Source organism: Paracidovorax oryzae ATCC 19882, assembly GCF_000687165.1.
Classification (GTDB): Bacteria; Pseudomonadota; Gammaproteobacteria; order Burkholderiales; family Burkholderiaceae_C; genus Paracidovorax; species Paracidovorax oryzae.
The window spans coordinates 143,767-170,737 of record NZ_JMKU01000001.1 but is presented as its reverse complement, the minus strand read 5'-3'; the positions used below and the strand labels follow the sequence as shown (position 1 = coordinate 170,737).

General features: G+C 69.8%; 24 protein-coding genes. 7 read left to right on the top strand and 17 right to left on the bottom strand.

Features of this window, described 5'->3' with window-relative positions; genetic code table 11:
- Window positions 1-4: 4 nt before the first annotated feature.
- Window positions 5-670 (bottom strand): arylesterase, encoded by a 666-nt coding sequence (locus T336_RS0100715; RefSeq protein ID WP_019701239.1) that lies wholly within the window; start codon window positions 668-670, stop codon window positions 5-7.
- Window positions 671-691: 21 nt separating this feature from the next.
- Between T336_RS0100715 and T336_RS0100710 the strand changes: the two genes are divergently transcribed.
- The 4 genes from T336_RS0100710 to ribB all read left to right on the top strand — a co-directional run bounded on the left by T336_RS0100710 (window position 692) and on the right by ribB (window position 3,891).
- Entirely contained in the window at window positions 692-1,405 is a 714-nt protein-coding gene (locus T336_RS0100710) for an ABC transporter ATP-binding protein (RefSeq protein WP_019701240.1), read from the top strand.
- 64 nt (window positions 1,406-1,469) lie between these two features.
- A complete protein-coding gene (rlmB, locus tag T336_RS0100705) occupies window positions 1,470-2,222 on the top strand; it encodes a 23S rRNA (guanosine(2251)-2'-O)-methyltransferase RlmB (RefSeq protein WP_011796095.1) in 753 nt (250 codons plus the stop codon).
- Window positions 2,223-2,225: 3 nt separating this feature from the next.
- Entirely contained in the window at window positions 2,226-2,963 is a 738-nt protein-coding gene (locus T336_RS0100700; protein ID WP_019701241.1) for an SIR2 family NAD-dependent protein deacylase, read from the top strand.
- A 322-nt stretch (window positions 2,964-3,285) separates the two neighbouring features.
- Window positions 3,286-3,891, top strand: coding sequence for a 3,4-dihydroxy-2-butanone-4-phosphate synthase (ribB, locus tag T336_RS24580; RefSeq protein WP_244883855.1), 606 nt, complete (start codon window positions 3,286-3,288; stop codon window positions 3,889-3,891).
- Window positions 3,892-3,926: 35 nt separating this feature from the next.
- On the opposite strand, the gene T336_RS0100690 is transcribed toward ribB, so the two are convergent.
- From T336_RS0100690 to T336_RS0100625, 14 genes are all read right to left on the bottom strand, one after another.
- A complete protein-coding gene (locus T336_RS0100690; RefSeq protein ID WP_026431135.1) occupies window positions 3,927-4,895 on the bottom strand; it encodes an aldo/keto reductase in 969 nt (322 codons plus the stop codon).
- A gap of 114 nt (window positions 4,896-5,009) precedes the next feature.
- Entirely contained in the window at window positions 5,010-5,594 is a 585-nt protein-coding gene (locus T336_RS0100685) for a chromate transporter (RefSeq protein ID WP_019701244.1), read from the bottom strand.
- Complete coding sequence (locus T336_RS0100680; protein WP_026431134.1) at window positions 5,591-6,187, bottom strand: chromate transporter; 597 nt, start codon at window positions 6,185-6,187, stop codon at window positions 5,591-5,593. The genes T336_RS0100685 and T336_RS0100680 overlap by 4 nt, the downstream gene beginning before the upstream one ends.
- Before the next feature lie 115 nt (window positions 6,188-6,302).
- A complete protein-coding gene (locus T336_RS0100675) occupies window positions 6,303-8,153 on the bottom strand; it encodes an aminopeptidase P family protein (protein ID WP_026431133.1) in 1,851 nt (616 codons plus the stop codon).
- Window positions 8,150-9,613: a leucyl aminopeptidase gene (locus T336_RS0100670; RefSeq protein ID WP_026431132.1), complete on the bottom strand. Its 1,464-nt coding sequence runs from the start codon at window positions 9,611-9,613 to the stop codon at window positions 8,150-8,152. Before T336_RS0100670 ends, T336_RS0100675 begins: the two co-directional genes overlap by 4 nt.
- 1 nt (window position 9,614) lies before the next feature.
- Window positions 9,615-10,040 carry an ExbD/TolR family protein gene (locus T336_RS0100665; protein WP_026431131.1) on the bottom strand — a complete coding sequence of 142 codons (426 nt, stop codon included), beginning with the start codon at window positions 10,038-10,040 and terminating at the stop codon, window positions 9,615-9,617.
- A 12-nt stretch (window positions 10,041-10,052) separates the two neighbouring features.
- Entirely contained in the window at window positions 10,053-10,472 is a 420-nt protein-coding gene (locus T336_RS0100660) for an ExbD/TolR family protein (RefSeq protein WP_026431130.1), read from the bottom strand.
- Window positions 10,473-10,474: 2 nt separating this feature from the next.
- Window positions 10,475-11,368 (bottom strand): MotA/TolQ/ExbB proton channel family protein, encoded by an 894-nt coding sequence (locus T336_RS0100655; RefSeq protein ID WP_026431129.1) that lies wholly within the window; start codon window positions 11,366-11,368, stop codon window positions 10,475-10,477.
- A gap of 227 nt (window positions 11,369-11,595) precedes the next feature.
- Entirely contained in the window at window positions 11,596-12,324 is a 729-nt protein-coding gene (locus T336_RS0100650) for an energy transducer TonB (protein WP_026431128.1), read from the bottom strand.
- A 55-nt stretch (window positions 12,325-12,379) separates the two neighbouring features.
- Window positions 12,380-13,555 (bottom strand): PLP-dependent cysteine synthase family protein, encoded by a 1,176-nt coding sequence (locus T336_RS0100645; RefSeq protein WP_209435926.1) that lies wholly within the window; start codon window positions 13,553-13,555, stop codon window positions 12,380-12,382.
- Entirely contained in the window at window positions 13,552-16,362 is a 2,811-nt protein-coding gene (locus T336_RS24575) for a S9 family peptidase (protein ID WP_026431126.1), read from the bottom strand. Before T336_RS24575 ends, T336_RS0100645 begins: the two co-directional genes overlap by 4 nt.
- 1 nt (window position 16,363) lies before the next feature.
- Entirely contained in the window at window positions 16,364-16,696 is a 333-nt protein-coding gene (gene trxA, locus T336_RS0100635) for a thioredoxin (RefSeq protein ID WP_026431125.1), read from the bottom strand.
- A 61-nt stretch (window positions 16,697-16,757) separates the two neighbouring features.
- Window positions 16,758-18,527 carry an ABC transporter ATP-binding protein/permease gene (locus T336_RS0100630; RefSeq protein WP_026431124.1) on the bottom strand — a complete coding sequence of 590 codons (1,770 nt, stop codon included), beginning with the start codon at window positions 18,525-18,527 and terminating at the stop codon, window positions 16,758-16,760.
- Window positions 18,528-18,529: 2 nt separating this feature from the next.
- Window positions 18,530-20,914, bottom strand: a complete 2,385-nt coding sequence (locus T336_RS0100625) for a TonB-dependent siderophore receptor (protein ID WP_026431123.1) — start codon at window positions 20,912-20,914, stop codon at window positions 18,530-18,532.
- Between the two features lie 457 nt (window positions 20,915-21,371).
- Between T336_RS0100625 and T336_RS0100620 the strand changes: the two genes are divergently transcribed.
- The gene (locus T336_RS0100620) at window positions 21,372-22,853 is read left to right on the top strand and encodes an aminotransferase-like domain-containing protein (protein ID WP_026431122.1); all 1,482 of its coding nucleotides are present in this window, start codon (window positions 21,372-21,374) and stop codon (window positions 22,851-22,853) included.
- 189 nt (window positions 22,854-23,042) lie between these two features.
- Here T336_RS0100620 and T336_RS0100615 read toward each other — a convergent pair whose 3' ends face one another.
- Window positions 23,043-24,527 carry a sensor histidine kinase gene (locus T336_RS0100615; protein ID WP_026431121.1) on the bottom strand — a complete coding sequence of 495 codons (1,485 nt, stop codon included), beginning with the start codon at window positions 24,525-24,527 and terminating at the stop codon, window positions 23,043-23,045.
- Entirely contained in the window at window positions 24,520-25,209 is a 690-nt protein-coding gene (locus tag T336_RS0100610) for a response regulator transcription factor (RefSeq protein WP_035225096.1), read from the bottom strand. Before T336_RS0100610 ends, T336_RS0100615 begins: the two co-directional genes overlap by 8 nt.
- A 129-nt stretch (window positions 25,210-25,338) precedes the next feature.
- On the opposite strand from T336_RS0100610, the gene T336_RS0100605 reads away from it, so the two are divergent.
- Both T336_RS0100605 and T336_RS0100600 read left to right on the top strand, forming a co-directional pair.
- Window positions 25,339-26,298 (top strand): Bug family tripartite tricarboxylate transporter substrate binding protein, encoded by a 960-nt coding sequence (locus T336_RS0100605; RefSeq protein ID WP_019702639.1) that lies wholly within the window; start codon window positions 25,339-25,341, stop codon window positions 26,296-26,298.
- A gap of 115 nt (window positions 26,299-26,413) precedes the next feature.
- The gene (locus T336_RS0100600; RefSeq protein WP_019702640.1) at window positions 26,414-26,971 is read left to right on the top strand and encodes a tripartite tricarboxylate transporter TctB family protein; all 558 of its coding nucleotides are present in this window, start codon (window positions 26,414-26,416) and stop codon (window positions 26,969-26,971) included.

Here is a 26,971-nt window from a genome sequence, read left to right as displayed (position 1 = left end):
GGCCTCAGCGCAAGAGCTTGCGCAACTCGGGCCAGACGTTCGCGAGCATGGCCGGATGCGCCTCGGCCCGCGGATGGATCCGGTCGGCCTGGAACAGCGCCGCGGCATCGGGCCGGTCGGCAACGCCCTTGAGCAGGAAAGGCACCAGCGCGGAATCCGTGGCCTTGGCCACGGCCGGGAACACACCCTCGAACCGCCGGGTGTAGTCCGAGCCGTAGTTGGGCGGCACCTGCATGCCCACGATCAGCACCTTCGCACCGGCCTTGCGGGAGGCCTCCGCCATGGCCTTGAGGTTCGCCTCGGTGCCCTGCAGCGGCAGCCCGCGCAGCGCGTCGTTGCCCCCCAGCTCGATCACCACGACGGCAGGCTTGTGCTGGGCGAGCAGGCCGGGCAGTCGGGAGCGGCCTCCGGACGTGGTGTCGCCGCTCACGCTGGCATTCACGACGGTGGCGGGGATCTTCTCCGCGGCCAGCTTCTTTTCCATCAGCGCGACCCAGCCCGCGCCGCGGGCGATGCCGTATTCGGCGCTCAGCGAATCCCCCACCACCAGCACGACGGGCGCTGCTCCGGAAGCCGCAGGCGCGGCCAGCGCCGCCGGGGCGCAAAACCCCAGGAACGCGGCCCCCGCGGCCGCCACGATAAAGTCACGCCGGAACGCATCGCATCGCATCACTGCCACAAAGCACCTTTCATGTCGGAAACACCGCCGGACACGCCAGCCACCACCACCGCCGCCCCGGTCATCGCCGTGGAGCACGTCCACAAGTCGGTGACGGATTCGACCGGCACGCTCGACATTCTGCGGGATATCGATTTCCGGCTCGCTCCCAGGGACACCGTGGCCATCGTGGGCGCCTCGGGCTCGGGCAAGAGCACGCTGCTGTCGATCATCGCGGGGCTCGATACGCCCACGCGCGGCACCGTGCGGCTGGCCGGCGAAGACCTGTTCGCGCTGGATGAGGATGACCGGGCCGCGCTGCGCGCGCGGCGCATGGGGTTCGTGTTCCAGAGCTTCCAGCTGCTGGGCAACCTCACGGCGCTGGAGAACGTGATGCTGCCGCTGGAGCTGGCGCAGCGCCGCGACGCCCGGCCGCTGGCCACCGAGATGCTGGGCCGCGTCGGCCTGGGCCAGCGGCTGGGACACTATCCGAAGGTGCTGTCGGGCGGGGAGCAGCAGCGCGTGGCGCTGGCGCGGGCCTTCGTGGTGCAGCCGGACGTGCTGCTGGCCGACGAGCCCACGGGCAGCCTGGATTTCGCCACGGGCGAGACGATCATGCGCCTGATGTTCGACCTGAACCGCGAGCAGGGAACCACGCTGGTACTCGTCACGCACGACCGCGGCATCGCGGCGCAGTGCGACCGGCGCATCACCATCGACGCCGGCCGGATGATGGCCGGCGCCTGAGGCGGCCAAGCCCTCCTCCGGGCTGGCTGAGGGGAGGGCGGCCGGCGGGCGGATAATCGCGCGCATGTCCTCCAGCCCCAAAGTGCTATTCGGCTTCCACGCCGTGGGCGTGCGCCTGAAGACCGCGCCGCAATCCATCATCGAGATCTACTACGAGGCCACGCGGCGCGATGCGCGCATGCGCCAGTTCCTCGAGCGCGCGAAGGAGGCGGGAGCGCGCCTCATCGAGGCCGATGCGCTGCGCATCGCCAAGCTCGCCGGCAGCCACGGGCACCAGGGCGTGGCCGCCCGCGTGGAAGCCGTCGCGCAGGTCCATTCGCTCGACGAACTGCTCGAGCAACTGGAGGCCGACGGCGTCGAGAAGCCGCTGCTGCTGGTGCTCGACGGCGTGACCGATCCGCACAACCTGGGTGCCTGCCTGCGCGTGGCCGACGGCGCCGGTGCGCACGCGGTGATCGCGCCCAAGGACCATGCCGTGGGCATCAACGCCACCGTGGCCAAGGTGGCCAGCGGCGCGGCCGAGACCATGCCGTATTTCATGGTCACCAACCTCGCGCGCACGCTGGGCGAACTCAAGGAACGCAACATCTGGTGCATCGGCACCAGCGACGACGCCCCGCGCACCCTCTACGAAGTGGACCTGAAGGGCCCGGTGGCGCTGGTGCTGGGCGCCGAGGGGGCCGGCATGCGGCAGCTCACGCGCAAGACCTGCGACGAGCTGGTTTCCATCCCGATGCGGGGGGCGGTCGAAAGCCTGAATGTGTCGGTGGCCAGCGGCGTGTGCCTCTACGAGGCGCTGCGCCAGCGCGGGGGCTGATCCATGCTCCAGGATGCCCTCGAGCGCTTGCGGACCTGGGTGGCCGAGGCGCAGCGCATCCTGGTGCTGACCGGCGCCGGCATGAGCGCGGAATCCGGGGTGCCGACCTTCCGCGATGCCCATACGGGCCACTGGGCGAAGTTCCGCCCGGAGGAGATGGCCAGCGAGGAGGGCTTCCGCGCCCATCCGGGCACGGTGTGGACGTGGTACGAACACCGCCGGGCCCAGCTGGACACCGTGCAACCCAACGCCGGCCACCGTGCGCTGGCGGATTTCGCGCGGCGCCACCCCGAGCGGCTGACGATCGCGACACAGAACGTGGACGGCCTGCACCAGATGGCCGGCAGCGAGGGCGTGCTCTGCCTGCACGGCGACCTGCGCGCCAACCGCTGGCTGGATGCGCCGCTGCCCTGCTGCGATGCCGATGCTGCCGTGCCGGGGTGCCCGCCCAGCTGCGCCACCTGCGGCAATCTCCTGCGGCCGGCCGTGGTCTGGTTCGGCGAGGAACTGCCGGCACGGTTGCTGGAGCAGGCGCAGGATGCGGCCCACGAATGCGACCTGATGCTGGCCGTGGGGACCGCCGGCGTCGTCTATCCCGCTGCCGGCCTGGCGCATGCCGCGCACCGGGCCGGCGCGCGCGTGGCCATCATCAATCCGGAACCCAGCGCCCTGGACGGCGTGGCGGACCTGCTGGTGCCCGGCACGGCGGCGCGGGTGCTGCCCTTCGTGCTGGCCGCCTGACGCGAGGCGGGGCGGGCGCGGTCCCTCGGGGATGCGCGCTGCATAATTTCCCGGTTTTCACGGTGCGCTTCGCGAGCCCGCGAGCGCTCCTGCCGCCTGGCGGGAGGTCAGCAGACCCAGTGCGAGGTGGCCGCCACGGCCGCCTCCAGTCGGGGGCCGACGGTCACAGTCCGGATGAAAGAAGATGCTGCCGGCCGGCTGGCCGCGCGCCCGCGAGGGTGCGGTGCCAGAGGCCGCGCCGTGCCATGCGTGCCATACCGCGTCGTGCGACGCTGCGGCCAGCGCGCCAGGGCCTGCCGGAGGCGGCGTGCCGCTGGCCTCCATGGCCGATGTGCTCGCGCAGATCGCCGCCGGGCGGCCCGTCCTCGTGCTCGACGATGCCGACCGCGAGAACGAGGCCGACCTGGTCTGCGCCGCCGAGAACATGGCCGAATCCACCATGGCGCTGATGATCCGAGAGGGCAGCGGCATCGTGTGCCTCTGCCTGCCCCCGGACCATGCCCGCGCGCTCGGCCTGCGGCCCATGGTGGAGGTGAACCGGTCGTCGTTCGCCACCGCGTTCACCCAGTCCATCGAGGCCGCGTGGGGCGTGTCCACCGGCGTCTCGGCGGCGAACTGCCTGCAGACCATCCGGTGTGCCCTGCGCGTGCCTCCGGCCGGCGCTGCCCCGGAGGTGGTCAGCCCCGGGCATGTCTTCCCGCTGGCGGCCCGCCCGGGCGGGGTGCTGGAGCGCGGCGGCCATACGGAATCCGCCGTGGACCTCGCGCGCCTGGCCGGGCTGCGTCCGGCCGGAGTGCTGTGCGAGTTGATGAACCCGGACGGGACGATGGCGCGCGGCGCGGACGTGGCGCGGTTCGCGCACGGGTTGCTGTGCACCACGGTGCAGGCGCTGGCGGCGTACCGCCTCGCCATCGGGGACGCACGCTGAACGCATGGCCCGGGCACACGGCCCGGGCAGCGTCGTCAGGCCTCGGCGGGGGATTCCTCGCTGGCCTGGCTCAGCGCTTCCAGTGCGTCGGCGTCGAGCTGCAGGTGGGCGGCGCGCACCAGGTCCTGCAACTGCTCCAGCGAGGTCGCGCTGGCGATCGGCGCGGTGATGGCGGGCTGGGCCATCTGCCAGGCGATGGCGACCTGGCCGGGCGTGGCCTCGTAGCGCTCGGCCACCTCGTCAAGCTCGGCCAGGATGCGCAGTCCGCGCGGGTTGAGGTATTTCTCCACCGTCCTGGCACCGCGCGCACTCTTGGAGGCATCGGCTTCGCTGCGGTACTTGCCGGTGAGGAAGCCGGCAGCCAGGGCATAGAAATTGATGACGCCCACCTGCTGCTCCAGGCACAGCGGCTGCAATTCATCCTCGAACACGGCGCGGTCGTACAGGTTGTAGAGCGGCTGCAGCGATTCATAGCGCGGCAGGCCCAGCCGGGCGCTGGTGGCGAGTGCCTCCGACAGGCGGGCGGCCGTGTGGTTGGACGCGCCGATGGCGCGCACCTTGCCTTCGCGGATCAGGTCGGCGTAAGTGCCCAGTGTGTCCTCGAGCGGCGTGGATGGGTCGTCGTCGTGCGACTGGTAGAGGTCGATGGAGTCGGTGTGCAGGCGGCGCAGCGAATCCTCGACCGCGCGGCGGATGTAGTCCGGCTTCAGGCCGACCTTGCCGTCGCCCATGTCCTTGCCCACCTTGGTGGCGAGGACGATCCGGTCCCGCTTTCCGGTGCGCTTGAGCCACTGGCCGATCAGGGCCTCGGATTCACCTCCCATGTGCCCCGGGTTCCAGCGCGAATAGACGTCGGCCGTGTCGATGAAGTTGAAGCCTGCATCCAGCCAGGCGTCGAGCAGGGAGAACGTGGTCGGCTCGTCCACCGTCCAGCCGAACACGTTGCCGCCGAAGCACAGCGGGGAAACCTGCAGGCCGGAGCGGCCGAGGGGGCGTGGTTGCATGGGTCGAGTCTCCTGGAGTGATTGGAAAGCCGGGCCGCCGCGGGGGCGCGGCGGGCGTCCGGGCCATTGTTGCGGCGCCGCACGGCTCCCGGGACGCGCAGTTGTAAGAACCTGTCAGATCCAGCCGAGCGCCCCGAGCACGGCGCCGGCGCCCAGCAGCCACAGCAGGTGGATGCGCGTGCGCCAGACGAGCAGCATGCACGCGGCCGAGACGATCCACAGCCGCCAGCTCTGCGCGATGCCCCCGTGCGCGCTGCAGAGCACGAAGGCGGTGGCCAGCAGCAGGCCCAGCACGACGGGCGTCATGCCCTGCTTGAAGGCCCGCACGGCCCGCATGCCGCGGTGGCGGTGCGCCCAGCGCGCGGCGGCCCAGGTGAGGAGGCTGCTGGGCAGCATGACGCCCACGAGGCAGAGCACCATCCCGAGCAGGCCCAGGGCCCAGCCGCCCGCGTTGAGCCCCACGTTCCAGCCCAGCAGCCCGATGAACAGCACGTTCGGGCCGGGCGCGGCCTGGGCGATGGCGATGGAGGCGTTGAACTGCGGATCGGTCAGCCAGGCGTGCCGGTCCACGAGGAAGCGGTGCATGTCCGGGGCGGTGGCGATGGCGCCGCCCACGGTCAGCAGGGACAGCGAGAGATAGTACGAGAACAGGTGCAGCCAGTCGGCCGGCTGCAGCGCCAGGGTGGCGGTGGGCGTCATGCGGGCAGCTTCCGCCAGGTCAGCGCGCAGGCCATGCCGCCGATCGCCAGCAGCACCGCGGCCAGCGGCCACTGCAGCACCGCCATGGCCACGAAGGTCAGCGCGGCCAGCGCCGCGCCCCCTGCGGCCCCGAGCGGGTGCGTGCGCAGCGCCACCGCCATGCGCAGGGCCACGCCGGCCACCAGGCCGGCGGCCACGGCGCCCATGCCGCGCAGGGCGCCTGCCACGGCCGGGTGGGCGGAGAACCGCGCATACGCCACCGCCAGGCACAGCAGCACCAGCAGGGGCAGCAGCAGCATGCCCGCCAGGGCCGACAGCGCGCCGCGCCAACCGAAGTAGCGGTCGCCCACCATCACGGCGAGGTTCACCACGTTGGGCCCCGGGAGGATCTGTGCCACGGCCCAGTCCTCGATGAACTCCTCGTTCGTCAGCCAGCCCTTGCGGTCCACCAGCTCGCGCTGCACCACGGCGAGGACACCACCGAATCCCTGCAGGGCCAGCCAGGTGAAGGACCAGAACAGTTCCTTGCAGTCGCGCGGGGCGGGGCGCGCGGGGCGGTGGTCGGCGGGGGCGGGATCGGTGTGGGGTGGCATGGGCGAAGCGGGCCTGCGGGCCGGCATGGGGCGGGACGGCCCGCATCGTACGCCGGAGCGCGGCTTCGCGCTGGCCTCGCCCGGGCTTGCCGTGGGGCGGAAAGCGGTCCTTCCTTCAGCGCAGGACGGGCCGGGTGCGGTCCAGGAGCCACTGGCGGGCCCGGCGCGCACGTTCGTCCTGCGGGACTGCGAATTCCGGGAGCAGCGCCTCGCGCACCGTGGCGTGGTATCGGTCGATCCAGCGCACTTCCGCGTCCGTCATCTGGTTGACGCGGAGGCAGTCCAGGTCGACGGGGCACAACGTCAGCGTCTCGAAAGCCATGAAGCGGCCGAAGGCGCTTTCGCCCTTGTCGATCGCCAGCAGCAGGTTCTCGATGCGCACGCCCCACTGGCCGGGACGGTAGATGCCCGGTTCGACCGAGGTGACCATGCCGGGGAGCAGGGCCGAGTCGGCGGTCGCCTCGGCCCGTGCGGAGATGAACTGCGGGCCTTCATGCACGTTGAGGTACCAGCCCACGCCGTGCCCCGTGCCGTGGCCGTAGTCGATGTGCTCGCGCCAGAGCGGTGCCCGGGCCACGGCATCGATCATGGGGGCGCGGGTGCCGTGGGGGAAATGCAGCGTCGATAGCGCGATCAGGGCCTGGAGCACCAGGGTGCAGTCGCGCCGCTGGGCGTCGCCGGGCGTGCCCACGGCCACCATGCGGGTGATGTCGGTGGTGCCGCCGGTGTACTGTCCCCCGGAGTCGATGAGCAGCAGGCCGTCGCCAGCGATGCGGGCATGGGCGCGGGCCGTGGCCACGTAGTGCGGCATGGCGCCGTTGGCGTTGAAGGCGGCGATGGTGGCGAAACTGGGGCCCACGAAGCCCGGCCGGCGCATGCGTGCGGCGGTGATGCCGGCGTCGATGTCCAGCTCGGTGGGCGTGGCACCGCCCTGGAGCTGCTCCTGCAATTCCGCGAAGAACTCCGCGAGGGCCACGCCGTCCTGCACCAGGGTGCGGCGGATGGCGGCGGCTTCCGCGTCGCTCTTGCAGGCCTTCATCAGCGCGCAGGGGTTGGTGCCCTGGCGCAGCGATGCATCCTGCGGCAGCGCCCGGACGTGGCCGGCGGTGGTGCGGCGGGGGTCGACCAGCACCGAGGCGCCCGGCGCGAGGGAGCGCAGCGCCTCGCGCGCGCCGGCATAGGGGGCCAGCGCGATGCCTTCCGACGCGAGCGCCTGCCGCACATCGACCGGCATGCGGGTGGGATCGATGAACAGGGTGGCGCCCTGCGGACCGACCAGCAGGTGGGCCAGGAACACGGGGTTGTAGGGCACGTCGCTGCCGCGCAGGCCCAGCAGCCAGGCGATCTCGTCCAGGGCGGACACGAAGTGCCAGTCGGCGCCGTGGGCCTGCATCCGCTCGCGCAGCCGGCGCATCCGGTCGGCGCGTTCATGGCCCTGCGCCCCCGGGGGCAGGGCGGCGATGGGCCCTGCAGGCAGGCCCGGCCGGCCGGGCCAGGCGCCCGCCAGCGGGTCGATGTCGGTGCGCAGGGGATTGCCGTGGAAGCGGCAGAGGGCTTCGAGCTGTTCCAGGACCGCCAGGGACAGCACGTCGGCATCGACCGCCACCGTTCCGCCGGGGCCCGCGAGGCTGCACAGGGATGCGAGGTCTTCGTGGAGCGCGCCCGGCATGGCCTTGCGCAGGGCGATGCCGCTGCCCTGCAACTGGCGCCCGGCCTGCTCCCAAGAGCGGCTGTCCACCCACAGTTCGGCCGCCTGCGCGCCGACGACCAGCGAGCCCGCGGAGCCATCGAAACCGCTCAGCCAGCGGCGACCCTGCCAGCGCGCGGGCAGGTACTCGGAGAGGTGTGGATCGGACGAGGGGATCAGGCAGGCGGCGATGCCGCTGGCCGCCAGGTGCCGGCGCAGGCGCAGCAGCGGCGTGTCTGGGGCGAGGACGTCCATGGGCGACCGGACGGGGGCGTTCACGGCGCGGTCCGGTCGATCAGGTACTGGGCCAGCAGGGGTACGGGCCGGCCGGTGCCGCCCTTGTCCTTGCCGCTCTTCCAGGCCGTTCCCGCGATGTCCAGGTGCGCCCAGCGCCCCTGGACGAAGCGCGAGAGAAAGCACGCGGCCGTCACGCTGCCTCCGGCGCGGCCGCCGATGTTGGCCAGGTCCGCGACGGGCGACTTCAGCTGCTCCTGGTAGGCCGCATCCAGCGGCATGCGCCAGGCGGGATCGTCCACCTTGTCGCCCGCCGCGACCAGCGCGCTGCCCAGCGCATCGTCGTTGGCGTAGAGGCCGCTGCGCACATGGCCCAGCGCGATCACGCAGGCGCCGGTCAGCGTGGCGACGTCGATGGTCAGTTCCGGTTCGAAGCGCTGCTGGGTATAGGTGAGCGCGTCGCAGAGGATGAGGCGGCCCTCGGCATCGGTGTTCAGCACTTCGATGGTGGTGCCGCTCATGCTGCGGACCACGTCGCCGGGCTTCAGCGCATTGCCGGCCGGCATGTTCTCGCAGGCCGCGATCACCGCCACGAGGTTGGCCTTGAGCTTCATCTCGGCACAGGCACGCAGGGTGCCCAGCACGCTGGCGGCACCGCACATGTCGTACTTCATCTCGTCCATGGCCTCGCCGGGCTTGAGCGAGATGCCGCCCGAATCGAAGGTCACGCCCTTGCCGACCAGCGCCACGGGCGGGCGCCTGGCCTTGTCGCCCTGGTAGCGCAGCACGATCAGGCGCGGCTCCTGCACGGAGCCCTGCGCCACGGCGAGGAAGGAGTGCATGCCCAGCGCCTCGATGCCTGCGCGGTCGAACACCTCGACTTCCATCCCCCAGGCCTGGCCCAGTGCCTGGGCCTGCCCGGCCAGGTGGGCGGGGGTGCAGACGTTGGGCGGGGTGTTGCCGAGGTCGCGCACCATGGCCACGCCATGGGCGATGGCCTGCGCCTGGTAGAGGCGGGCGTGGATGGCGGCGTGGCGGTCTTCCGATGCCGTGGCGAATCGCAGCGTGCGCTCCGGCGGCGCGGGCGCCTTGTCGGTGCGGTAGGCATCGAAGCGGTAGTCGGCCTGCTGCAGTTCGAGGATCGCCTGCACCCAGTGCTCCGCATCGTCGCCCAGGGCCCAGACGATCTTGGCGGCGCGGGTGGCGGCGAGCGCGCGGGCTGCGGCGCGCGCCGCAGCGGCCGAGGGCGCCTGCGCCGCGCCGGTTCCCACGAGCAGGAGCCGGTGCGCCTGCAGGCCGGCGACGGCATGCAGCAGCACGGTCTGCCCGGCCTTGCCGGCCAGTTCGCCTTCGGCGCGCAGCCGGGTCAGCAGGCCCTGGCTGGCCTGGTCGATGGCCTTGGCGAGGCCCTTGAATTTGCCTTCCGCGATGCCTGCGACGAGGCAATCGCAGGGCGTCTGCAGCAGGCGCGCAGGCGAGGGGAAGGAGTTGAGCTGGAAATTCATGTCAGTTGAACTGTTCCTGGCCGGCCAGCCCGACCTTGGTGAGGCCGTGGCGCTTGATGGAGGCCATCACGTGCACCACGGTCGAATAGTTGGCGTTCGCGTCCGGGCGCACCTGCAGTTCCGGGTGGTCGGGCTGCATGGAGGCGGACAGCAGGCGCTCGTTGAGCGTGGCGAGATCGACGGTCTCCTCGTTCCAGCGGATGAGGCTTGCCGGCCCGATGGCGATGCGCACGATGCGCACTTCCTTCGGTGGCGGGGGCGGGCTGTCCGTGGGCACGGGCAGGTCGAGTTCCACGGTATGCAGCTGCATCGGGATCGTGATGATCAGCATGATGAGCAGCACCAGCATCACGTCGATGAGCGGCGTGGTGTTGATCTCCATCATCAGCGCGTTGTCCTGCTTCTTGCCCCTTCTTGGCAGTGCCATGGCGTGTCTCCGTCAGGGGGTGGACATCGGTTCGGTCACGAACCCGAGCTTCTGGATGCCGGCGTCCTGCGCGGCGCGCACGATGCGGCCCACGGGCAGGTAGGTGGCCGAGGCGTCGCCGTACACCTGCACCATGGGCTGCGGCGTGGCGGCGGCCAGTTCGAAGAACCGCTGCCGCAGCACGGGCAGGGAGATGGGCGCGGCGTTCCAGTAGATCGCGCCGTCGCGCGTCACCGACAGGTTGATGTCCTCGATCTTTGCCTGGCGCGGGTCGTTGGTTTCCTTGGGCAGGGCCACCGGCACGGTCTGCGTGGCGACGGGGATGGTTATCAGGAAGATGATCAGCAGCACCAGCATCACGTCCACCAGCGGCGTGGTGTTGATGGACGAGACCAGCGGATCGCCGCCGTCCTGGCCGACGTTCATCGCCATGGTCAGCTCCCCAGGGTGACGGCGGGCCTGCCGCCCAGCAGGGACGTGTGCAACTCGGTGCCGAAGTCGCGCACTTCATCCAGGGCGGCCTTGTTGCGGCGCACGAGCCAGTTGTAGCCCAGCACCGCGGGCACGGCCGCCGCCAGGCCGATGGCCGTCATGATCAGCGCTTCGCCCACGGGGCCGGCCACCTTGTCGATGCTGGCCTGGCCCGCCAGGCCGATGGCCGTGAGCGCGTGGTAGATGCCCCAGACGGTGCCGAACAGGCCCACGAAGGGCGCCGTGGAGCCGACGGTGGCGAGTACCGCGAGGCCGCCCTGCAGGCGGTCGCCGACGGCATCGATGGCCTGCATGACCGACTGGCTCAGCCAGCTGTTGCGGTCCACCTGCTGCGTCAGCGGACCATCGTATTGCTTCTGCGCGACGAGCCCGGCCTCGGCCACGTAGCGGAACACGCTGCTCTCCGGCAGCGCCTGGGTGGAGGTGCGCAGGTCGCCCCGGTTCCAGAAATCGGCCTGCACCAGGCGTGCCTGGCCATGCACGCGGCGCTGCTCCAGCAGCTTGGTGATGATGACGTACCAGCTGGTGGCCGACATGATCAGCAGGATGAACAGCGTGCCCTTGGACACCATGTCGCCATGCTCCCACATGGCCTTGAAGCCGTACGGATTCTCCTGGCCCGCCGGACGGGTTGCTGGCGCGGCGGAACGCACGGCTGCGGTGCCGCCGGCACCGGGCGCCGCCTGGGCCGCTGGGGCGGCGGCAGTGGCTGCTGCTTCATTCGTGGCGGCGGCCTGCGCGAACGCAGCCGCCGGCACGGCCAGCAGCGCCAGGGCGCACAGCGGCGCCGCGACCAGGCCGCGCAGGGAAGGGAGGTGGAACAGACGTTGGGACATGGTGGGCTCTCCAGGAAAAGGGGATGGATCGATGAAATGGATGGGCGTTGGGCATTCGCAGCGCCGCATGAACCAGAGCGGCGCCTCCTGTCCGATGGCCGCGGAGCAGGCCATGCCAGCAGACGCCGCGGAACCGGCTTCGCCGGGCCGCTGGCGTCGTCCCCCTGCCCGCCGTGAGCAGCACGGCGAGAGCGGGGGGAAGCGGCGCAGCCGCTCAGGGGGGTGTTTCATTTCAAGCTGAAACTGAAGGGAACACGCACCCGGACCGGCACGCCCTGGCCTTTGCAGCGCAGTTCGCGCATGGCCTCCAGCACCGGCCCCGCGAACAGGTCGGAACTCGCGCTCGCGATGCGCAGGTTCTCCACCGAGCCGCTGGGCGACAGGTTGAACTCGGCCACCACGGTGCCTTCCATGCCCTGGCGGCGCGCGCGGGAGGGATAGCCCACGGCCTGCCGCACGTCGGCGTAGTTGGAGCAGACCAGCTCGACCGAGGCCATGGCCGGTGCCGCAGGCGCTGGAGCTGGTGCGGGCGGGGCCGGTGGCGCGGGCGCAGGCAAGGGAGGCGGTGCCGGTGGCGCGGGCGGAGCAGGCGGCACGGGCGCCGGTGCCGGCGGTTCGGGGGGGGCGGGCGGCACCGGCTCCACGGCCACGCGTTCGGGCGCGGGCCGGGGTGGTGGCGGCGGCTTGGGGGCCGGCGGTTTCGGCGCGGGTGGCGTGGGAGCTGGCGGCTTGGGAGGCGGCGGCGGCGCAGGCGGTGGCGGCGGTGCCTGGATGGCCGGCTCCGGCTTCTTCTCGGCCATCAGGGTGACCAGCAGCGAATCCTTGTCGAGGTCTTTCGGGGGCTTGAGGGCCGTGCTGGTCACCAGCACGTAGGCCAGGCCGACATGCAGGGCGACGACCATCGCGATGCCCGGTGCGCGTTCCCGCAGGTCTTTCTTCGGGGGCTTTCTGTTCATGGTTTCCAGGCCTTCCTGTTCGATATCTGCAGACGCTCTGTCGCCCGGGCCCGGGTCACGCGCCGCCGGCGGCGCAACGCAGTGCGGGGGCCAGCGGTGCGCCCTCCAGGAAGCCGCACAACTGCCGGTCCGGCTGCGCGATGTCGATGCCGCAGCGCTCGTACCATGCCGGGTCGTAGTAGCTGCGGGCGTAGCGGTCGCCGCTGTCGCAGAGGATCGAGACGATGGAGCCCTCGCGGCCCGCGGCGGCCATCTCCTGCGCGGCCCAGAGCAGGCCGATGAAATTGGTGCCGGTGGAGCCGCCGACCTTGCGGCCCAGCACCGTGGAGACATGCCGCATGCCGGCCAGCGACAGGGCATCGGGCACCTTGACCATCGCGTCCACGCAACTGGCGATGAAGCTGCGCTCTACCTGGGGGCGGCCTATGCCCTCGATGCGCGAACCGTTCGCGACCGTGAGGGTGGGGTCTGGGCGCCCCTGGTGCAGGCCTTCGTAGTAATCGAAGAACACCGACGTTTCCGGATCGGCGCACAGCACGCGCGTGGGATGCTGGCGGTAGCGCACGTAGCGGCCCAGCGTGGCGGAGGTTCCGCCGGTGCCGGGGCTGCAGACGATCCACTCCGGCACGGGATGCCGCTCCATCTGCATCTGCCGGAAGATGGATTCGGCGATGTTGTTGTTGGCGCGCCAGTCGGTGGCCCGCTCCGCATAGACGAACTGGTCCATGAAGTGGCCGCCGCTGTCTTTCGCCAGCACCATCGAGGCGGCATGCAGGTCGCAGGCCCGTTCCACGAAGTGGCAGCGCCCGCCGTGGAATTCGATCGCCGCGATCTTCTCGGGGGACGTGGAAGCCGGCACCACGGCGATGAATGGCAGGCCCAGCAGGCGCGCGAAATACGCCTCCGACACGGCCGTCGATCCACTGGAAGCCTCGATCACCGGCGCGCCCTCGCGCAGCCAGCCGTTGGAGAGCGCGTAGAGAAACAGCGAACGCGCGAGGCGGTGCTTCAGGCTGCCGGTCGGATGGCTCGACTCGTCCTTGAAGTACACGTCGATACCCGGATAGCCGGGCAGCGCCATGGGGATCAGGTGCGTGTCGGCCGACCGGCTGAAGTCGGCCTCGATCCTGGCGATGCACCCGGCTTCCCAGGCGCGTTGCCGGGTGCTGCGCCCGCTGGCTGGCACGGGGCGGAGAAGGGAGCCGGGGGCATCGGGAAAGGGCGCCATCATGCGGCCTCTTGAGCGGGGTATTCCGCCAGCAGCAGCGAATGGCCCAGGTAGTCCATCGGCGACCAGGCTTCGGTGCGTCCGCCCAGGTGGCGGCCCAGGAAGTCCTCGCACAGGGCATTGAACGACATGCGGTTGGCTTCCCGCACGAAGCCGTGCCCCTCGTCCGTGTAGAGCGCATAGGTCACCGGGATGCCGCGCTGCCGCAGGGCGGCGACCATCTGCTCCGACTCGGCCTGCTTCACGCGCGGGTCGTTGGCGCCCTGGGCGATGAGCAGCGGCGCACGGATCTGCGCGGCGCGGTGCAGGGGCGAGCGGTCGCGCAGCTGCGCCAGTCCCTCTTCGGTGGCCGGGTCGCCCATCGCGCGGTGCTGGCGCACGCGGTCCGCTTCCCAGTAGGCCGGAATGGAGGCCAGCAGCGTCTCCAGGTTGGAGGGGCCCACCACGTCGATGCCGCAGGCGTAGCGCGACGGGTACCGGGTGAGCGCCGACAGCACGGCATAGCCGCCGTAGCTGCCGCCGAAGATGGCCAGGCGCTGCGGGTCGGCGATGCCACGCTCGACGGCCCAGGCGACGGCGTCTTCCAGGTCCTCGTCCATCCTGCGGCCCCATTCGCCGTCCGCCGCGTTGACGAAGCGCTTGCCGAAGCCGGTCGAGCCGCGGAAGTTGACGCTCAGCACGGCGTAGCCGCGGTTGGCCAGCCACTGGTGCATGGGGTTGAAGCCGAAGCCGTCGCGCGACCAGGGTCCTCCGTGCACCAGCATCACCAGCGGCAGCGGCGCAGTGGCGCGGAGATCGCCCGCATCGGCATCCACGGGCACGGTGAGATAGGACACGAGCGCGAGCCCGTCGCGCGCCGGAATGACCACCGGCTGCATCCGCGCGAGCGGAGCCCAGGCGAGTTCGGGCCGCAGATCCAGCAGGAGCCGCATGGCTTGCGTCTTGCGTTCGTACAGCCACGTGGAGGACGGCCGCGTGTCGGACGACAGGGCGACGACCCATTGCCGGTCGTCTTCGGTGCGTGAGGTCAGGCGCCATTCACCGTCGCCGGCATGGCCGTCGAGGGTTTCGATGTCGCGAGAGATGGCGTCGTCCAGAACATGCAGCTTGAAGCGCTCGTAGCTCACGCCGTAGGCCAGGGGACGGTAGCTGGCGGCATCGGTGATCATGCCGCCGATGTCGGCGCGCGGATCCTCGGCCAGTACGGTGATGGCTCCGCTGTTCCAATCGATCGCGACCAGCGCGGCGGTGTCGCGCCCTCGGCTGTCGTAGGCGTACAGCGTGCGGCCCTCGGCGTCGAAATGGGAGGGCGCGGAGCTGCGCCCGTCTTCTGCCGAAAAAACCTGCCAGGGCTGCCAGGCCCCGGCGGCATCGCGTCGCAGCCACTCGCTGCCGCCGTCCCGCGTATTGCGCACGGCCAGCTTGGCCTGGTACTGCGCATCCACCACGAAGCCGGCGAAGCCGGTGTTCTCTTCCACGCAATGCATTTCGCCAGTGCGCAGGTTCAGCACATGCACGTCGAAGAAGCGTGCGTCGCGCGCATTCGAGACGATGGCGATCTCGTCGCGCCGTTCCCGGCTGATGCTCTGCACGCCCGTGCGCACGCCGGCCGCCGCGGGGGTCAGTGCGCGAAGGCTGCCGTCCGAGAGATCGGCGCCGAACACTTGAAAATTCTCGTCGCCATCGCGGTCTTGCGAGAACAGCAGCATGCCGGGAACATAGGTCCAGTGGAAGCTCTGGATGCCGCGCCGCTTGTCATGGGTGATCTGCCGTGCCTCGTTCGGGCTGCTGCTGGGTGCGGCCCAGATGTTCATCACGCCATCGCCGTCCGCCAGCCACGCCAGCCACTGGCCGTCCGGGCTGATCGTCATGGCGGCGCGTGCCGGGTTGGCGAACAGGTGCTTGCGGGGGATGAGCACTGCGGGCGCGTCGCCGTCCGCCGAATGCAGGATGTTCTGCACCGCCAGTGCTGCCTGGCGCCATTGTTTGGCGTACTGGCTCCTCTGGTATCGGTAGAAGGCCCTCAGCTGCCTGGCTTTCTCGGGATGCTTTTGCTCCAGCAGAAGAAAGACATTGGTGTAGTTGGTGTCCCCGGGCTCGCGGCCGGCCTTGTCTTCCGTCTGGAGTGCTTCCAGCGTCCGCTTCATGTCTTCGTCTTCCGCCTTGCCCCAGGGATAGACGGCCATGCCCGCGGCGATCCGTGCGTTCATCCAGCCACGCAGCGTGTCCGAAACTGCACTGCGGGACTGCATCGGGTCCCAGGCGGCGGCTTCGATGCACGCTCCCACGGCTGCGGCCACCGACTCGGGCGCCTGGGCGTTGGTCTGCGCGACCGCCGCGCGGCGGGCCTTGCGCCAGCTGGCGCTGTCGACGTCCTGGCCCGCCAGGCGTGCCGCATGCAGCGCGGCCACGCCTTCCAGCGCCTCGGCCAGGCCGGCGGCAGCCTCCATGCGGCCCACCAGTCCCCGGCTCTTGCCCTTGAGCAGCTCCAGCAGGCTGCGGCTGCCCACCGTGTCCATCGGCATGCCGGGCTCAATGCCCTGCAACAGGTGGATGCCCCAGGCGACGCCCATGTGCGCGTTGGCGGCGACCATCGAATCGATCGTGAGGGCCAGCCACTTGGGCAGGCCGAAATCGCCTTCCCAGCGGTCCAGGTCGGCGCCCTGCAGCAGGCTGCCGACAAAGCTGCCGACCTCGCCGTTCCAGTACAGGGGCCTGTGCTCCCAGCGGCCGGCTTTTTCCAGGGATTGCAGTTGGTCGATCACCTGCTGGCGCAGCTGGGGGTTGCCGTGGTATGCGTTCAGGGTCATGTCAGGCTTCCAGGGCTTCGTCGATGACCTGGGCGATCCGCGTCTTGGAGACCAGGCCCACGAGGCGGGCCTTTTCCTTCCCATCCACGAAGAGGATCATGGTGGGCAGGCCGCGCACCGCGAACTGCAGCATGGATTCCTTGTTTTCGTCCGCGTTGATCTTGCAGATGCGGGCTTCGCCGGCGTATTCCTCGGCGATGTCGTCAATGATGGGCAGCAGTTGCTTGCAGGGGGAGCACCATTCGGCCCAGAAATCCACCAGGACGGGGCCGGTCGATTGGAGGACTTGTTCTGCGAAGGTCGCATTGGTGATGGGGATGACTTGGGAAGACATGGTTCAGCTCTGTGAGTGACTAAGGGGAGAAAGAGAGAGGGACGAGAGGCCGCGGTCGGCTTCAGGCGGGCTTCGGAGGGGGCTCTGCGCCAGCACCGTCGCCATCGACCCGATCGCCGTCCTGGCTGCCGCTTTCGCGGCTGCGAGGCGTCAGGTCCAGCAGGTGGTCGTGGTAGGAAGCAAGCGATTCGCGGTGCGCCACGCTGATCAGGGTGCTGTCCGGCAGCGTGTGCAGCAGCGCCTGGTAGAGCCCCTTTTCGGTATCCGGATCGAGCGCGCTGGTCGCTTCGTCGAGGAAGAGGTAATCGGGCTGGTGCAGCAGCGCGCGGCAAATGGCCAGCCGCTGCTGTTCTCCGCCCGAGAGCTTCTGTTGCCAGCGGTCGCTCTCGTGCAGCCGGTCGGCCAGTGCAGGCAGTCGCACTTCGTGCAGCACCTGGCGCACGCGCTCGTCGTCGAAATCTTCGGGCTGTCCGGGGTAGCACAGAGCGGCCTTGAGCGTGCCCTGGGGGATGTAGCTGCGCTGGGGCAGGAACATCAGCCGGCCGTCCCGGGGCTGGCCGATCTCACCCTCGCCGTAGGGCCAGATGCCGGCCACGGCGCGCAGCAGCGTGCTCTTGCCGGCGCCCGAGGCGCCGCGCACCAGCCAGCGCTCGCCTTTGCGCATGTGTACCGCGGGAATGGTGGCGAGCGGCTTGCCATCGGGCTTTTTCAGCGCGAGGCCATGCGCTTCGATGGCAGGCTTGGGCGTCCGAGCGACGTGGATGCCCGCCGGCCGCTGCTTCACTTCCTCGAGGGTGCCCTGCAGGTCGCGCAGCCGGTTGCCCAGGGCCCACCATTCGGTGAAATTGGCGTAGGCCAGGCTGAAGAAGACCAGGCTGCTGCTGACGGCGGTGAAGGCGCCGCCCACGCGCGTCACGTCGCCCATCGTGATGGCGCCGGAGAGGTAGCGCGGCAGCGCCGCGGCCGTAGGCAGCAGGTGGCTGGAGAAGGTGTGGGTGTAGGTTTCGCGCGCCAGGATCAGCTTGACGTTGCGCACGATGATGTCCCGCCAGTTGGCGCGCACCTCTTCGAACGAGTCGTTCAGGCGCTTGTGCTCCTGCGCGCCTCCGTCATAGAAGGCGATCTGCTCGGCGTTCTCGCGCAACTGCATGCCGCGGTAGCGGAAGTTGGCCTCGACGGTCTGGCGGAGGTTGAAGAGATGTATCAGCGGGCGCCCGGTGAGGTGCGACACCAGCAGGGCGCCGGCCGAATACGCATATACCAGGTAGACCATGTACCCGGGGATCGAGAAATCGATGCCCCATAACGTGAACTGCAGCGTGCCGGACAGGTTCCAGAGAACGACGGTGAACGAGACTGCCGAGACCACTACGTGGACCGGATTCAGGAACAGAAAAAGCGTGAGTTCGATGAACCGGGGGATGTCCTGCGAGATGCGCTGGTCCGCGTTGTCCAGGCGCCCGTCGCGCTCGATCGCGTAGTACGCGCGCCGTTCCGTCCACGCCGCCAGGTACCGGCGCGTCATGGCGGTGCGCCATTCGTACTGGAGCAGTTCCGTCACCACGAAGAGGAGCACCATCGACACCAGCATGGCGAGCATGCCGGCGATCCAGGACAGGCCCAGGCTGCGCCAGATGCCGTCCCACTCCCGCTTCACCAGCGCATCCACCACCTGACCCTGGAGTTGGTTGCTCCAGATGGCCACATAGACGCTGGTGAACATGAGCGTGAGCTTGATCGCGAGAAGGATCCAACCGCGCCAGCTTTCGCGCGAAGTCCAGTAGGGCAGGATCAGGTCGCGCAGGCGGGGACGGTGGTGGTGAATGGTCATGGTCAGAGCTTGCGCTGGTAGGTCAGCATGAACGTGCGCTTGTCATAGACCGGCACGTACGTGGTCGACGTGGAAAAGCCATACAGGTTGCGGTTCGCCACGTTCTTCACGCCGAATCGCAGCGACCATTCCGGTTGCGTGTAGGCGATGCCGGCGTCGATCCTGGCGCCACCGGGCGAGCGCGTAGCCGTGTCGGTGATTCCCAGCGGGGCGTCGCCCCAGGCGCTGATGCCGAAGGCGAGACTCCAGTGGCGCAGCCGCTCCGACTGGAAGTCGTAGGTGCTCCACAGGCTGGCTTGACTGTCTGGCCCCGCGCCAGGACGCGCTGCCGGATCGACGATGCTCCTGCGTTTGTTGTAGGAGTAGTTGAAGATGAGGTTGAGCCCACGCATGGGCCTGCCCGCCGCCTCCAGCTCCACGCCCTGTGACCGCTGCCCCTCGATCAGGTCGTTGCAGTTCAGCGGGCGGTTGCGCCGCAGCAGGTTGACCTGGTCGATCTGGAACACGGCGGCCGACCAGGAGAAGCGGTCTTCCACATTGCTCTTGATGCCCACTTCCTTGCTCTTCGACAGGGTAGGGGGGGCGGACGCCGAAGGGGTGCCGCAGATGTTCAGGTCGGAGAACAGCGGCGAGAAGCCTTCGGCGTAGCTGGCGTAGATCGACGTGTTCCAGTCCAGGTTGTAGATCAGCCCGGCATTGACGGTGTTCTTGCTGAACGACTTTTTGTCCGACGTCCTGTCGGGCGTGGGGGGATTCGTGTATTGGGTGACGATGCCGGGGCCGGTGTCCAGGCTCGTGTGGCGCAGGCCCGCCACCAGCGTCCACTGCTCCCATTTCAGGGTGTCCTGCAGGTACAGGCCCCGCTGCTCTTGCGGCGAATAGTTGCGGTAGGTGCGGGTGCTGTCGTTGCGCACGAGGGCCGGGAAGGGGTACTGCGTGGGCTGGTCGAAGCGCACGGCCAGGTTCGGGCCCGCGTACTGGGTCTGGTCGAAGCTGTAGTCGCTGTGGTTGATGCCGGCCACCAGGCGTTGTTCCACCGGGCCGGTCTTGAACTTGTAGCTCAGGTAGTGGTCACCGCTCGTGGTGGTCTGGTTCGACCGGTTCATGGTGCCGCTGTAGTTCAGCAGCAGGTTGGGAGCGCTGATGGGGAACTGGGGCGTCCACACGGCCACATCCAGGTCGGTGCTGACACGTTGCAGGCGGCTGTTGAACTGCAGTGCGTCCGAAAAGGAGTGCTGCAGCGTATAGAACACCGAGTGCGTTTCGGCGTCGATGCCATCGCTCCGGTTCCCGGGAAGGGTCGGCGGGGAGGGCTCGATGTAGCCCCGGACCGCCACCGTGTATCTGTCCAGTACCGAGCGCGACTTGTCGGCCGACACGCCGGCGATGAAATCCGTGTCCGCGGTCTTCCAGCGCACCTCGCCCAATCCGTAGTTCTGCGAACGCCCGTCGTAGCCTGCGGAACTGCCACCGGCACGCGTCGCCGATCCGATCAGGCGGTAGCTGAACTCCTTGCTGTCGTTGATGGCGCCGGCCAGGTCGATGGTGCCGGTGCGTTCGGCATGGCTGCCATAGCTGACCGACACGTCGCGGATGCGCTCGGTCGTCGGTTTCTTGGTGACGATGTTCAGTGTGCCGCCCAGTCCATTGGCGCCGGCAAGCAGGGCCTGCGGGCCCTTGAGGACTTCGACGCGTTCCACGCCGGCGATGTTGGTCTTGTAGGAGTTCGGATCGCTCAACCCGTTGGACAGCGTGGAGGCGTTCGTGCCGAAGCCGCGTATGCTGAAACCGCTGGACCCCTGCGTGGCGGGTTGCACCACCACGCCGGCGACGTTCCGCAGCGCTTCTTCGACAGTGGCGGACTGCTGGGTCTCCAGCACCTTGGCCGTCAGCACCGTGACCGACTGCGGCACGTCGAGCAGGTCGGCGCCGCCGCGCGTCGCGGTGGAAGAGCTGGACGCGCGGAACCCGGTCTCCGCCTCGTCGCGCCTGGCGGTGACGGCCACGGCCGCCAGCTGCTGCACGAAGACGCGGATCGAGCCGTCCGGGCCCGTGTTCATGGTCAGGCCGCTGCCCGAGATGGCGGCCTGGACGGCGCCCTGCGGCGAGGTTTGCAGGGAGATCGCCGGTGCCCTGAGTTCCTTCACGTCCGTCTCTTCGAACTGCACGCGCTTTCCGCCAATGCCGGCGATCGCCTGCAGCGTGGCCGACAGCGGTCCGGCCGGGATCGAGAAGGTCTTGATCTCCGGCGAGGCCTGCGACGTGGCGGCAGGGCTGGCCTGTTGCTGGGCCTGCACGGCCGCGGGCAGGGCAAGGGCGAGGGCGGCGCAGACCGCGGTGGAGCGGAATGGGGCCGGGCGGAGCGTCGGGGGCTTGGTGGACAACATGGCGAAATCCTCTGGAAAGGCGGAATTTGCGAAATCGCTCTGAACAGATGCAATTAGTGTTCCATACGCTTTTCTTGTGGTGCGCACGGCCGGCTATTCGTGCATTCCCGTTGGCGCTACCCCGCGGAATTCATGCTGGAAAAGTGTTTGGTACAGTTTTATTGTGACACTTCATCCGCGGTGCAGGATCGGGGTATGTACGGATGGGCTGCCGTTGAACCGATGCACCGCGCCGACAAGGTGCAGCGGCGTGCACCATGTGGTGGCGGCAGCGCCGCGCGGGGGATGCGTGCTCCCTGCTGGTGCGTCATGGCCGAGCACGTGCGAACTGCCGTGAAAGCAGGCAATGGATGGTTGACTGTATGTATCAGTTTTCGTTAGCGGCCCGTCTCCGGCCCAGGCGGTCTATCATCCGCGGGTCCCTCCACCTCGCCATCCTTCCGACAGTCCACCATCCATGCCAGCCACCCCCAAGCCGAAGCCGGCCCCCAAGCCGCGGAAAAAACAGGCCGCGCCGCAGGCCGAGCGCGCCAGCGGAGCGCTCATCGACCGGATCTTCAACGAGTTCAGGGGCCGGATCGAAAGCCGGACATTGGAGGTCGGGGAGCGGCTGCCCTCGGTGCGGGCGATGGCGGCCCAGATGGACATCAGCAATGAAACCGTGCTGCGTGCCTACGACAAGCTGGCAGCGGCGGGCTACCTGGAGGCGCGCCGTGGCTCGGGCTTCTATGTATCGGCCCAGGCCCTCCAGGTGAGCAAGCCGGCTTCGTCGCCGGGGTGGACCGGGCCGCTGGCACCGGATTCCTGGGATCACCTGCTGCATGCGAGAGGGCCCCAGGGCGGTTCCGCGCTCGGAACGCTGCCCGCCGACTGGATCGGCACCGAGGTGCTGTCCGGAGTACTGCGGGCGCTGGCTGACCGGCCGCGCGAGAGCCTGTCCGAATATGCCGATGGCCGGGGGTGGCTGCCGCTGCGCGAAGCGCTTGCGGCCAAGCTGCAGAAAGCGGGCATCCATGCCACACCCGACCAGATCGTGACCACGGCGGGGGCCACCGATGCCCTGGATCTGGTGGTCTGGTCATTTCTCTATCCAGGCCAATACGTGGTGGTGGAGGAGCCGGCGTCGTTCATCCATACGGAACGCTTGATGGCCAACGGCGCCTGGGTACTGCGCGTGCGCCGCCTGGCCGATGGCCCGGATCTGGAGCAACTCGCGGAACTGTGCGAGAAGCACCGGCCCAAGGCGTTTTTCTGCAGCGCGGTGCTGCAGAACCCGACATCCACCAGTCTGTCGCCGCGCAAGGCGCACCAACTGCTCAAGCTCGCCGAGCAGTACGACATGTGGATCGTCGACGACGATACCTATGGCGACCTGCTGCCGCGCGACAGCCTGGGCGCCGTCACGCGCCTGGCGGCGCTGGACCATTTCGAGCGGGTGATCCATATCGGCAGCTTCTCCAAGACCGTGGCTCCGGCCCTGCGTTCCGGGTTCCTCGTTGCCAGCCACCAGCGCCTGAAGCGCATGCTGCTGATGCGTTCTGTCGGTTCCATCCATTCCTCGCTGCTCACGGACCAGATAGTGCATCACCTGCTCACCGAGGGTGGATACGAGCAGCATTGCGAGAAGCTGCAGAAAAAACTGGCCGCCAGCGGCAAGGCGCTGCTGGCGAAGATCCGCGCTCGCGGCTGGAAGGCCGCGGAGACGGGGGCGGGCATGTACCTGTGGATGTCGCTTGGCGAAGCCGTCGATGCCCGGGCGGTGTGGCAGGCGCTGGCTTCGGACGGCGTGATGGTTGCGAACGAACGCGGTTTCGCGGGGCACCGGATCGACTCGCACGTGCGTCTCAACATCGCGCGGACCGACGATGCGCTGCTCGACCGGATCGCCGATGCCATCGCCGGCATCGGGCGCGCGGCTCCCCCTGCCGGCATGCCCTGATGGGGGCGGTGACCGCTGCACGCGGCTGCCCGGCCGTCGTGCGCCCTGTCAGCCACGCGTAAGGGGCGTGTCCACAATCGGAGGCACCGGGCGGGTGCATGGCGCCTGCCGGGAATTCGGGCTGTGACCAGGCCGCGTGCCTGCCCGACTTGGGCCCGCCCTCCGTGGCGGGCATTTCTTTGTGCGCCGTCAGGGCCCCGGCTTCTTCCTCTCCATGCCGGGCGCATGGCCGTCCCGTGCGAGCGGCAGCCGCACCACCGCATCGAGCCCGGCCACGCGGCTGCCTTCCATGCGGTTGGACAGCTCGATCTGCCCCCCCAGCGCCCGCACGATTTCCTGGCAGATGGCCAGCCCCAGTCCGGAGCCGGTCCGCACGTCGCCCGCGGAGAACGGCTGGAACAGGCGCTGCGCCAGTTCGGCGTCGATGCCCGGCCCGCTGTCGGCCACCGTCAGTGCCGCATGGCGCCCGTCCGTGACCAGCTCGACCGACAGCACTCCGGACTCGGGCGTGTGCCGGATCGCGTTGTGCAGGAGGTTGCGGGCCAGTTCGCGCAGCATCCATTCGTGGGCCAGCACCGGCGCGGGCTCCGTGTGGATGCCGAAATCCAGGTCGCGCTGCGCGATCAGGGGCGACAGTTCCAGCGCGATCGCCCGCAGTTCCTCGTCCAGGCGGGTCACGGGCGGCGCGCTCTGCTGGCGCAGCTGCTCCACCTTGGCCAGCGCCAGCATCTGGTTGGCGAGCTGCGTGGCGCGGTCCACGGTGTCGCTGATTTCCAGCAGCGCCTGCCGGGGCGCCACGTCGCCGCGCAGCGCCGACTGCACCTGCACCTTGAGCACGGCCAGGGGAGTGCGCAACTGGTGCGAGGCATCGCGCACGAAGCGCTGCTGGTGCGCCAGAAGGTGCGCCAGGCGGCCCATCACGTGGTTCGTGGCCTCGACCAGGGGCTGCAGTTCGCGCGGTGCGCCGGGTGCCTCGAGGGGGCGCAGGTCGTCCTCGGGCCGGGTCTGCAACTGCTCGCTGAGCTGCCGCACCGGGCGCACGGCCCACTGCACCACCAGCGCCACGATGAGCGCGACGACCAGCGCCAGCAGGGCCTGGCGGGCGAGGGTGGCCTGCAGGATCTGCAGCGCGAGGGTGCGGCGCAGCTCCAGGGTTTCGGCCACCTGGATCACCGCCATGCCGCGGCCCGTCGGGCTGGCGACCGGCTGCAGCAGCACGGCGACGCGCACCGGCTGGCCGCGGAATTCGTCGTCGTAGAAGTCCACCAGCGCGGCATACGGCGGCCGTGCAGGAATGCGCCCGTGCCAGAACGGCAGCTCGGCGAAGCCCGACACCAGTCCGCCCTGCAGGTCCGACACGCGGTAGAACATGCGGCTCTGGTTGTCCGCCTCGAAGGCCTCCAGCGCGGAATAGGGCACCGTGGCCCGCAGCCGGGCCTGCCCGTCGTAGCCCGACACGTCGATCTGCTCGCCGATCGTCTTGGCGGACGCCAGCAGCGTGCGGTCGTACGCCGTGTGCAGGGCCGACAGCGTCTGGCGGTACATGCTGGCCGTGTTGTAGGCGATGAACAGCGCCACCGGCACCAGGATGCCCAGCAGGAGGCGCCGCCGCAGCGACTGCGCGCGGCCCGCGCCACCGCTCACGGCGGCAACCTCCGGACGGCGCTCATGCATCCGCCTTGAGCAGGTAGCCCAGCCCGCGCAGCGTCATGAGCGTGAGCCCGGTGCCGGCCAGCTTCTTGCGCAGCCGGTACACCACCACCTCGATGGCCTCGTACTGCACGTCCAGTTGCCCGGGGAACACCAGTTCGTACAGCCGCTCCTTGGCCACGGCGTGGCCCGGCTGGGCGAGCAGGGCGTGCATGAGGGCCAGTTCGCGCGGCGTCAGCTCCATCACCTCGCCGTCGCGGTAGATGGCGCCACTGTCCTTCTCGTAGCGGATCGCGCCGATGGACACCGCGGAGGGCGCGGCGGGCAGCCGTGCTTCCGACAGGTCCCCCAGCCGGCGCACCAGTGCGCGCAGGCGTGCCTCCAGTTCGTCCAGGTCGAACGGCTTGGACAGGTAGTCGTCGGCGCCGGCATTGAGGCCCAGCACCCGGTCTCCCACGGTCCCGCGGGCGGTGAGCAGCAGCACCGGCGTGCGCAGGCCCCGGGCACGCGCCTGCTGCAGCACCTGCAGGCCGTCCAGCCCTGGCAGCGTCAGGTCCAGCACCACGGCGTCGGGCGGGCGCGATGCCCACTGTGCCAGCGCGGCCCGGCCGTCGCCGAGCGCGGTCACCTCCATGCCGCGGCGCGCGAGAGAGCGCTGCAGCGTGGCCTGCATGGCGGGATCGTCTTCCACGAGAAGCAATTGCATGCGCGGGACCATAGCACCGGGCGCGGCCGGCGCCCCCATGGGTGTTTTCCCTGAGTCGGCGGACAGCCGTTTGACAGGAAGCGGGCGCATCATCGGCCCCGTTCGCCAAACCACAAGGAGACAAGAGCCATGCGTCGCGATACCTTCCTCAAATCCCTGGCGGCCCTCGCGGCCGCGGGCGCGCTGCCGCTGTCGGCCCGCGCCGCGGCCGCGATCCGGATGCTGCTGCCCGCCAACCCCGGCGGCGGCTGGGACACCACCGGCCGGGCACTCGGCAAGGCGATGCAGGACGCGGGCGTGGCCTCGTCCGTCACCTACGACAACAAGGGCGGCGCGGCCGGCGCCATCGGACTGGCGCAGTTCGTCAATTCCGCCAAGGGCGACCCGAACTCCCTGATGGTGATGGGCTCGGTCATGGTGGGAGGCATCATCACCGGCAAGCCACCGGTCAACCTGTCGCAGGCCACGCCGATCGCGCGCCTGACGAGCGAATACAACGTGTTCGTGCTGCCCGCCAACTCGCCGTTCAAGTCGATGGCCGAGGTGATCGCCCAGCTCAAGAAGGACCCGGGCAGCGTGAAGTGGGGCGGCGGATCGCGCGGCTCCACCGAGCACATCGCGGCGGCCATGATCGCGCGCGAAGTGGGCGTGGACCCGGCAAAGATCAACTATGTCGCGTTCCGTGGGGGCGGCGAATCCGTCGCTGCGATCCTGGGCGGCAACGTCACCATCGGCGGCGGCGGCTACAGCGAGATGGCCGAATACATCAACACCAAAAAGATGGTGCCGGTGGCCGTCACTTCGGGCCAGCGCCTGAAGGGATCGAGCGTGCCCACGCTCAAGGAGCAGGGCATCAACGTCGAGATCGGCAACTGGCGCGGCGTCTATGCGCCCCCGGGCATCTCCGCGCCGCAGCGCAAGGCGCTCATCGACATGGTGGCCCAGGCGACGAAGAGCAAGAGCTGGGCCGAATCCATGGAGAAGAACGACTGGACCGCCGCCTGGCTCGCGGGCGATGAATTCGGTGCCTTCGTGGATGCCGAGTTCGCCAGCATGCGCGCCACCATGGTCAAGGCCGGCATGGTCTGACCGCCGCGGCGGGCGCCATGCCCGCCGTGCTTCCCGAGTTTTCCTCTTTCCTGCCGCTTCGCTCGGCCGGGCGGCGCGCCTGTGCGCCACGGCCGCTTTCCCGAGGACCCCCATCATGTCAGAGCCTCTTGCACCTACCGCGGCGGATGCCGACATCGACGAGGGCGCCGTTCCGTCCCGGCGCGCCCAGACCATCGTGGGCGGCGGCGTGCTGCTCGTGGCGGCGGCGCTCGCCGCGGGCGCCCTGCAGATCCCCGGCGACGCCGGCTACGGCGGCGTGGGCCCGAACTTCCTGCCCTGGCTGGTCGCGGTGGTGCTCGCCGTCTGCGGCGGATTCCTGCTGTGGGAGGCGGCCTCCGGCGGCTTCCGCTCCCTGGGCGCGCCCGGCGGTGCGGCCCGTGCGGACAGGCAGGCCTTCGTCTGGGTTTCGGCCGGGCTGCTGCTCAATGCCGCGCTCATCGGCACGGTGGGCTTCATCGTGAGCTGCACGATCTGCTACGTGCTGGCCGTGCAGGGCCTGCGCCGCGCGGGCCGCCAGCCGGCCGCGGGCGCCGCGCGCACCTGGGCCGTGGACGTGTTCACCGGCCTGGCGATTTCCGCGCCCGTGTTCTGGGCCTTCACGCAATTCCTGGCGATCAACCTGCCGGGGCTCACGCAAACGGGGTGGCTGTGA